Source organism: Rhodocytophaga aerolata, assembly GCF_030503435.1.
Classification (GTDB): domain Bacteria; phylum Bacteroidota; class Bacteroidia; order Cytophagales; family 172606-1; genus Rhodocytophaga; species Rhodocytophaga aerolata.
In genome coordinates this window covers 1-7389 of sequence record NZ_JAUKPO010000086.1, presented here as the reverse complement: position 1 = coordinate 7389, position 7389 = coordinate 1, and the positions used below count along the sequence as shown (strand labels likewise).

The window sequence follows — 7389 nt, the reverse complement described above, 5'->3', positions numbered from 1 at the left end:
AGACAATTGAGGATACGACAAGTAAAAAGAGTGAACATAAGAGCGTTTTCATAAAAATGAATTAAGGGGAGAAGATGAAAAGATTGTGTATAGGATTATATATAGAAATATAATCATTATTGAATGACTCAAATCAAACACGGCAAATTCTTTTTACATCTTACTACGCATAAAATCCATAAAAGAAGCCCTTAATCTATGCGACACTTATAATCCATAACTTATTAACTTACTATCTCCTACTATATCAGTTTGTTCAGCAATAAGGTATTTACTTATTAATCCATTGAGCGCAATATTCAAGTAGATTTTTTAAATCTACTTCCCGGGTAAAATCTACTTGGTTGGTGTCTATATAGTCTTCAATTGCTTGTTTGTGCCTGCCAAATAGCTTTAGTAAAGTGGACTTCTTAGCCTGGTGAACCCGCTCATTTTGATCAACAAAATAATAGGAGCTCTGTTTGGCCAGCTGTAATTCTCCCGGAACTTTTTGTGTATATAATTTTCTGTAGCTAAGGCTAGAAGTGTGAGTAGAGGAATTAAAAGGCCCATTCATAGTATCATCACGTTCCCCAGCAAAAACATTCCCTGTAGAGCCGATCCCCGAATTGCGAACTAATCTAAAGGTGCTTCGGATAATTTCCAGGTTTTGTTTCCTGGCAAGCTTTACAGGCAACTGAGCAGTAAGTAGCTCAACGAAACTATTTTTATGCATATAATAAAATACCTGTTTACCGATAGTAATCTTTTTCAGTGAATTTTCTTCTACCAGGGCTAAGGTATCGCCTTTGCTGCCAATAAACTGCATTTCCCCATATAAGCGGTTATAGTTGAGCAGAGCAGGTAAAGATTTGCCATTTCTGAACCATACAGTGCCTTGTTGAAATTCACCATAGACGTATTGCTCGTTGAGAGGGATTACATCAGAGACTATTTCTCCGGCGTTGATTGTATAGAGGGGAGCTTGTTGTGCTCTTAAAGTAAAGTGGATGGCTACTGCTAGTAGAAAGCAGCATAGGAATTTCTGCATCTAGAAAAGTTAGCTATTCCTCCTAGTAAAAACAAGCCAACAGCATTTCCTTATCTAGTAATTATACATGGTCAGATAATACCGGACAAACAATAAGAAAAAATAGTAATAGTATATACCCCCTTTCCTGAAACTCATTACTGCAGCGAACAACTTTTGTACCCTTTACTCAATGTTACAAAGTAAAAGCTACGTTGATTTTGGGTACAACTTATCTGTACAGCTTTTATAAGGTTGGATAAGAGTTATGAATTAAAACGCACTAGTACCTGAATTGGGAGGTTTTTTTGCACCTTTAATGATTCAAGTGCCGATGCATACCGGTCCTCCGAATTTAGGTATTGCGCTGAGATCGGATGGTTGTCGTTTCAGAGCAGTGTTGGCAGCAACTATGTTTATTTTTTCTGTTCATTATAAAGGGTCCACAACTCTTCAATAGGCACTGGCCTACGGCTCACTATACTTAAGTCTTTCCCTTCTTTTGTCCATAGGAAAGGGTAAAAGCTTATGCCTTGGTTACCATCCATATTCTTGATTTCTGCCTGCCAACCATTCCATCGCAGGCCTTCATAGAACTTAGTTAAATCTCCAGAGAAGCAGAAAGTTAGAAATTCTGAATACCCTATACCCAATGACTCCCACTCTAAATTATCAGGTGAAAAATAGAATATTTTACCTGCATCCTCTGCCCCAAAGGCACCACCATTAATAGCAAAGAAACCACCTATGGCATCATCAGCAATCAATAAAAAAGAAGGTCGCTCTCCTAGCTGGCTCATAGACTTACCCATATTCCAGCCAATTAAACTTCTGTTCAAATGAGTAGACCCGGAACCCAAAATACGTATCCATCCTTCATCTATTAAGATGCCACCTGTTTCATACACAATGGCTCCCATGGGAGAGCGGGTAGTTACTTGTGTTTCGTACAAAGCTTGCTCTGCTCGTTTGTTATCTTTTGGCAGCACTTCTACCTTGTTTGTCGCTTGCTTCATCCATTCTAGGACTAATTCCCACCCAGGGTCTTGTTTATTTATCAATTCACTTACCGTCCGCATTTTAGCTGTTTGTCCATGTACACCTTGAACGATGAATAAAAGAAGTATTACCAATTTTGTTTTCATTTTTCTTTTGTGGCAGCAGTTTTTACTTAGTCACTACTTTTAGAATTCTCATATTGTGTCTGAATACAGTCCCAATGACCATGTCCTTTTCTTGATAAATAATAGGTGTGTCGTACTTGCATGATTTGCAATCAGTTATTTTAATTTCAATATTGTAGCCTGAATTTTGCCTGTCTTTATTCGTTACCATTCCTTCAATCAAGCATTGAAACTTTATCGCGTCTGTAAAATAGGCCCACGGAGTAAGAGTTGTCCTGTCGGTCCCATCGGACCTATACGTTCCGCTGAAGGGAACTTGAATTGTATCTCCAATTTCAAGTTTGCTAAATAAGGTTGCAATTCTTTTGCTTTCTATTTTTAGTTCCTTTCTTATTTCGTCAAGCTGTGGTTTATCAGGCTTAAATTCCATTGTGTAGCATGGTGTCGGAGTACTAAAAAGCCCTTTAGTGAAAGCGTTTGAATGCAGTTGGGGTATTTTATCAAATAAGCTTTTGCGTATTCGGTCAACCTTTTTGTGAGACCTATAATGATATGTCCCATCTGGAATCATAATAATCTCTACGCGGGAACAATTCGGCGGAAGTCTTACCGAAGCTATTTCCATTCCTATCATACCAATTTCTATCTCATCTTCGCTTGTTGGAAGTTCAACTTCAAAGTCTCCATTTAATCCCGATGTCCCGAGTTGAAGAGTATCATGTACCCAAATTTTAGCCTCGTAGACTGGACTTAAGTCATCAAAAAGAACTCGTCCAGTAATAGTTCTTGTCTGTCCGTTAGATAATAATGAAGTCAGTAAGAGTGTTAGAAGTATTACTTGTCTCATGTTCACTTGTTAATCACTCCACTTGTCGATGTAAATATTGCTGCTAACGTAGCAACTGCAACTGTATACCGTTGGCTCGTGCTGAAGTAATGCTTCGATAGGCCACGGTTATCATTTGCAGGGTGTTAGCCACATCTTTTCACTTTTTTCTTTCAGTTGGGTTTGATAATAGTGATCCTATTTCAATCACTTCACATTCTGCTACTCTTCGTGCACCTTCTCTGAAATATCCTTTTATTCCAAGCTTTATTCTCTTCTGATGGGTGCTTCTCAATTCTGGGTCTATGATCCACATGCGTGCAGTTCCAGAATTAGAAATCATCAAATCATTATCAATAATAACATTACTTGCCTCATCTTCAAACTCGGGCCATATCATGTAAAGACCTTCATCTTCCTGTGCTTTTTGGGCATATTCAAAATCTGACCGATAGCCCTGAAAAGGCGGGTTTCTTCGGCCTCCTTCTTCTTGAGAGAGAAATCTATATCTTACCCTAAAATCATAAGGATGTTTTAGAATTTCGTGGTAAGGCTTATGGAGTGCTTTTCCCGTCATTTTTTATAGTTGTGGCTAGTTAAACTCAGTACAGGAGTCGCCTCCTGTACTGGTCTTCAAAACCGGACTTGACAGCTTTCCCATCATCCGGCTCCTCCTTGGATTGGCTCTTTGTCAAGAGTACCTCTCTTTATTCTCTTTCACTTCATACAGGTCACTAGCTGTCTTTTGATGATGACAATGCCGATGCAATAACTGCAGATTGTCTACCCTATCCTTTCCTCCTTTTGAAAGCGGCAGGATATGGTCTGTTTCTAGTTGATCTTCTCTGTTGAAGTGTAAGCTACACCAATTACATTTGCCTTGTTGCTTTTTGAGCAGTATTGCTGTCCTTGTTCCTACTTCCGGGTGGCGTGCCATATGGGTAGCCCAGTAAACCCAATCTCCATCGTAAGGACTTTTTCTTCCTTTGACTTTGATATAGGGTTTGATTTTCACCCCGCTGTGCAAGCTAAGCCTAGTGTCCTTACTTGCTGAGAAGTCCCACTTGCCCCAATCTACTTTCCAATACTTGTGAGCAATCCATCGTCTACTTTTATTGACGTGTCGGCGTTTGGCCCAACTCCAGAGTTTGAGAAAGGTCAAGTGATTCATCTTTACAAAAGCAGCCGAAGAATGGTTACCAGCAAAGTAATTGGCCCACCCTTGAATGATGGGATTAAGCTTATCAATCAAGGCTTGTTGAGGAGCAGCCTGATGTTGCTCAATGACTCCTTTCAATGCCTGTTGATGCGTTTTCAAACTTTGTTTACTGGGGTAGATCCGGGTGCAAAACCCAAAGGAGGTGCCATCCCGGTAGGCTCTACTATGCGTCTTACCGGCAGGAAATTGCCTAATCGTGCAACCCAGGAAATCAAATCCGGCTGCACCTTTATACGCTTTCAAGGTATGCACAATACGTGTCTTACCCGCTTTCAGTTCCAGGTTCATGGGTTGCAACCATGCTTCCAGAACTGCTTTTGCTTTCAGCAGTTGGCCTAAGTCGGCATGTAGGACCACCAGGTCATCGGCATAGCGAATCAGATTGAGCCGATAGTAGACCCATTTCCCATCCTGTTTTTGACGGTAGGGAGGAAGAGCCGCTTGCAAAGTGTGCTCCATGCCATGTAAAGAAATATTAGCCAGCAAGGGGGAAACACATCCGCCTTGGGGGGTGCCTTGCCGGGATGGGAATAATTTGCCCTTTTCCATGATTCCGGCTTTGAGCCATCCTTTCAACGTTCCTTGTTTCACAAGCATCCACTCTCCCTGAAAAGTATTCCTCGTTGTATCACTACACCATGGAGGCGTTCCGGTAATGACTACCCGCTTCTTATAATTATGCTCGTCAATACGTATCCTAAAGTCGCTATTGTCGTCTACAATTTTATAAACACCTATTACCTCTTGTGCCGATGGCATGGCATCTAAACCCCTATAATTTTTTGATAGTATTTCACACTTATTCTTTGAACAACCCAATAATAAGATGGGAAGCAATAGGATAGTCATTAATCTTTTCATTTTGATTCTTATGGCAAGTAATGAACCAAACATAACCGCAACTGCTGCCTATGAGCTGTGGCTTTGAGTTTGAGAGGCACAGTTGTCGGCTTTATGTCTTTAGATTTGTTGAGAAAAAATAATACAATTTTTTCATCTTGAGAAATCGGAGGAGAACTTGGTTCAGTGTTAGGCTCACTACCTTTACGCCGTGATAGTCCTCTGATTTTCTCTTAGTTGAACACCTGACCTGATAGAACGCTAGGTAACAGACTCTTTTAGTCTTAGACCTCATAAAGGTAGTAGTTTGTTCAGCTTCTTATTTCTCCACCTTTAACTCTTGTTCATGATGAAAAAACAAGTATTCATTGGCATTGATGTGAGCAAAGTAACCATCGATGTCTCTCTTTTTATTCCCGCTACTCAAAAGCTCCTTCATCAACAGTTTTCAAACAAAATGAGTGGTTTTAAGCAAATGCTCTCCTGGATAGAAAAGCAATATAGTTTAACTGATTGCCTGTTTTGTATGGAAGATACAGGTTTGTATTCTTACCATCTCTGTTATTTTCTTTCTTCCATACAGGCTCACTATGTCGTAGAGTCAGCTTACCGGATCAAACATTCCATGGGTATTGTCAGAGGAAAATCTGATAAAGCCGATTCAGCCATGGTAGCTACTTATGCTTATCGCCATGCTGATACGCTTACCTTACATCAATTACCTGCTAGTAAACTTATGGAACTAAAGCTGCTGCTTACCCACAGAAATCGCCTGCTGAAACAAAAGAACCGGCTCTCTTGTGCTTTATATGAACTCAAAGGAGTAGAGTCTTTACTAGATGTTTCTTTTATTATTGCTGCTCATAAAGCGCAGATAAAAGCCATCAAAGAGCAGATCAAACAGGCTAACACACAGATCAAAGGCTTCTTCAAAGAAGATAAACAGCTTGCAGAGCAGTATAAGTTGCTCTCCTCTGTACCTGGTGTCGGCTTGTTGATTGCTGCTCATATGCTGGCCTATTCAGAAGGCTTTACCAAGTTTTCTTCCTGGAGAAAGTTTGCTTGCTATGTAGGCACAGCCCCTTTTCCTAAGCAATCTGGTACCAGTATCAAAGGCAGAACCAAAGTTTCTGCTATAGGCAATAGAAGACTCAAAGGCTTGCTTAGCATGGGAGCTGTCAACATGATTCGAACCGATACCGAGTACCGAAGATTTTACAAACGCAGAATCAAAGAAGGAAAGCATCACATGGTAGTGCTGAACACGATCCGCAATAAACTCATCAGCCGTATGTTTGCTGTCATCCGCAGACAAACCCCTTATGTAGCTTTGCAAATATAGTTGTAAGGCTTTACCTAGTCTGTGAGCTTTCCCTTCTTAGAAGCCTTTTCAAGGGGAGACACAACCAGTCAAGGGCAGCTCTTAGGGTAGATAGGCGCGTGAGCAGCTGTTTATTTACCCTTGACGGGTTGTGTCGATCCCTTATCTTTGCTTGCTAAAAGGGAAAGCGGTTAGGGCATGCGCTATCCCCTTAAAGATTTTAAGGGAAACAGGAAAGTCATTGTCTTTTTCTAATTACTTTCTTAAAAATTTACTATAAAAATGCTTGACTTTCTAATAGAACGCGGCATTACAGGCTTTTTCATTAGCGAATCCACCCCGTCCTTGTTTAGAAATACTACAAGGTGCGAAATCATAGCCTAATTACTGATTTTCAGGTTATAATAAGCAATGGCGAAATCATTTATGGTTGCTCATCGACGCTTCGTAGTGTGCAATTACCTGTTTGAGGTTGTGTCATCTAATTCGGTAAAACCAATAAAGTATTTTCATGAGCAGTACTAGTTCTTTAACAGCACATTCAATTTCAACATACAATACATCGAATTTTTGAAAGGTTCTTATGCACAACCATCGACCAACGGATCGGCTCGAATATTTTAGCGATGCGGTATTAGCTATAGCGGCCACACTACTTGCTACCGAACTGCCAAAACCGGAAACCGAAACAGGCTTGCTTCAGGCCATTGTCAACCAATGGCCTCACTACGCCGCTTTCGCTGCGTCTTTCCTGTTCATATGTGTTGCCTGGTCCAACCATCACAACATGTTTAATTACATACGGCAGACGGATCAGTACCTGCTTATCCTGAATATTTTGTTTTTGATGTTTGTTACCTTACAGTCTTTTACAACCGGCTTATTGGCTCGGCATGTAGGCAAACCAGACGAACGAATGGCAGCCTTGATCTATCATGGCACATTGGTGTTGATGACTCTGTTTTACAATTGTGTCTGGTGGTATGCCATTAAAAAAAAGGAACTTTTGGAGGATGGTACAGACAAAAAGCTCATCCGTCTTCTTACAAA

The 7389-nt window shown here is 40.5% G+C and carries 7 protein-coding genes; 2 read left to right on the top strand and 5 right to left on the bottom strand.

The features are described 5' to 3' along the window. Positions 1 to 271: 271 nt before the first annotated feature. From Q0590_RS36055 to Q0590_RS36035, 5 genes are all read right to left on the bottom strand, one after another. The gene (locus tag Q0590_RS36055) at positions 272 to 1030 is read right to left on the bottom strand and encodes a hypothetical protein (protein WP_302042541.1); all 759 of its coding nucleotides are present in this window, start codon (positions 1028 to 1030) and stop codon (positions 272 to 274) included. Positions 1031 to 1425: 395 nt separating this feature from the next. Next, the gene (locus Q0590_RS36050; protein ID WP_302042540.1) at positions 1426 to 2154 is read right to left on the bottom strand and encodes a DUF2625 domain-containing protein; all 729 of its coding nucleotides are present in this window, start codon (positions 2152 to 2154) and stop codon (positions 1426 to 1428) included. A 22-nt stretch (positions 2155 to 2176) separates the two neighbouring features. Then, positions 2177 to 2980, bottom strand: a complete 804-nt coding sequence (locus Q0590_RS36045) for a hypothetical protein (protein WP_302042539.1) — start codon at positions 2978 to 2980, stop codon at positions 2177 to 2179. Positions 2981 to 3119: 139 nt separating this feature from the next. Then, entirely contained in the window at positions 3120 to 3536 is a 417-nt protein-coding gene (locus Q0590_RS36040; protein ID WP_302042538.1) for a hypothetical protein, read from the bottom strand. Positions 3537 to 3650: 114 nt separating this feature from the next. Next, positions 3651 to 5039, bottom strand: coding sequence for a group II intron reverse transcriptase (locus tag Q0590_RS36035; protein WP_302042537.1), 1389 nt, complete (start codon positions 5037 to 5039; stop codon positions 3651 to 3653). Between the two features lie 325 nt (positions 5040 to 5364). Here Q0590_RS36035 and Q0590_RS36030 point away from each other — a divergent pair, with 325 nt between their 5' ends. Continuing rightward, positions 5365 to 6360 (top strand): IS110 family RNA-guided transposase, encoded by a 996-nt coding sequence (locus tag Q0590_RS36030; protein ID WP_302042536.1) that lies wholly within the window; start codon positions 5365 to 5367, stop codon positions 6358 to 6360. A 562-nt stretch (positions 6361 to 6922) separates the two neighbouring features. Continuing rightward, a partial coding sequence (locus tag Q0590_RS36025) for a TMEM175 family protein (RefSeq protein WP_302042535.1) occupies positions 6923 to 7389 on the top strand: 467 nt, incomplete at its 3' end.

Excerpts from the sequence above, each read along its gene's own strand:
- Q0590_RS36055 (WP_302042541.1), bottom strand. The coding sequence starts at position 1,030 with ATGCAGAAATTCCTATGCTGCTTTCTACTAGCAGTAGCCATCCACTTT.
- Q0590_RS36050 (WP_302042540.1), bottom strand. The coding sequence starts at position 2,154 with ATGAAAACAAAATTGGTAATACTTCTTTTATTCATCGTTCAAGGTGTA.
- Q0590_RS36045 (WP_302042539.1), bottom strand. The coding sequence starts at position 2,980 with ATGAGACAAGTAATACTTCTAACACTCTTACTGACTTCATTATTATCT.
- Q0590_RS36040 (WP_302042538.1), bottom strand. The coding sequence starts at position 3,536 with ATGACGGGAAAAGCACTCCATAAGCCTTACCACGAAATTCTAAAACAT.
- Q0590_RS36035 (WP_302042537.1), bottom strand. The coding sequence starts at position 5,039 with ATGAAAAGATTAATGACTATCCTATTGCTTCCCATCTTATTATTGGGT.
- Q0590_RS36030 (WP_302042536.1), top strand. The coding sequence starts at position 5,365 with ATGATGAAAAAACAAGTATTCATTGGCATTGATGTGAGCAAAGTAACC.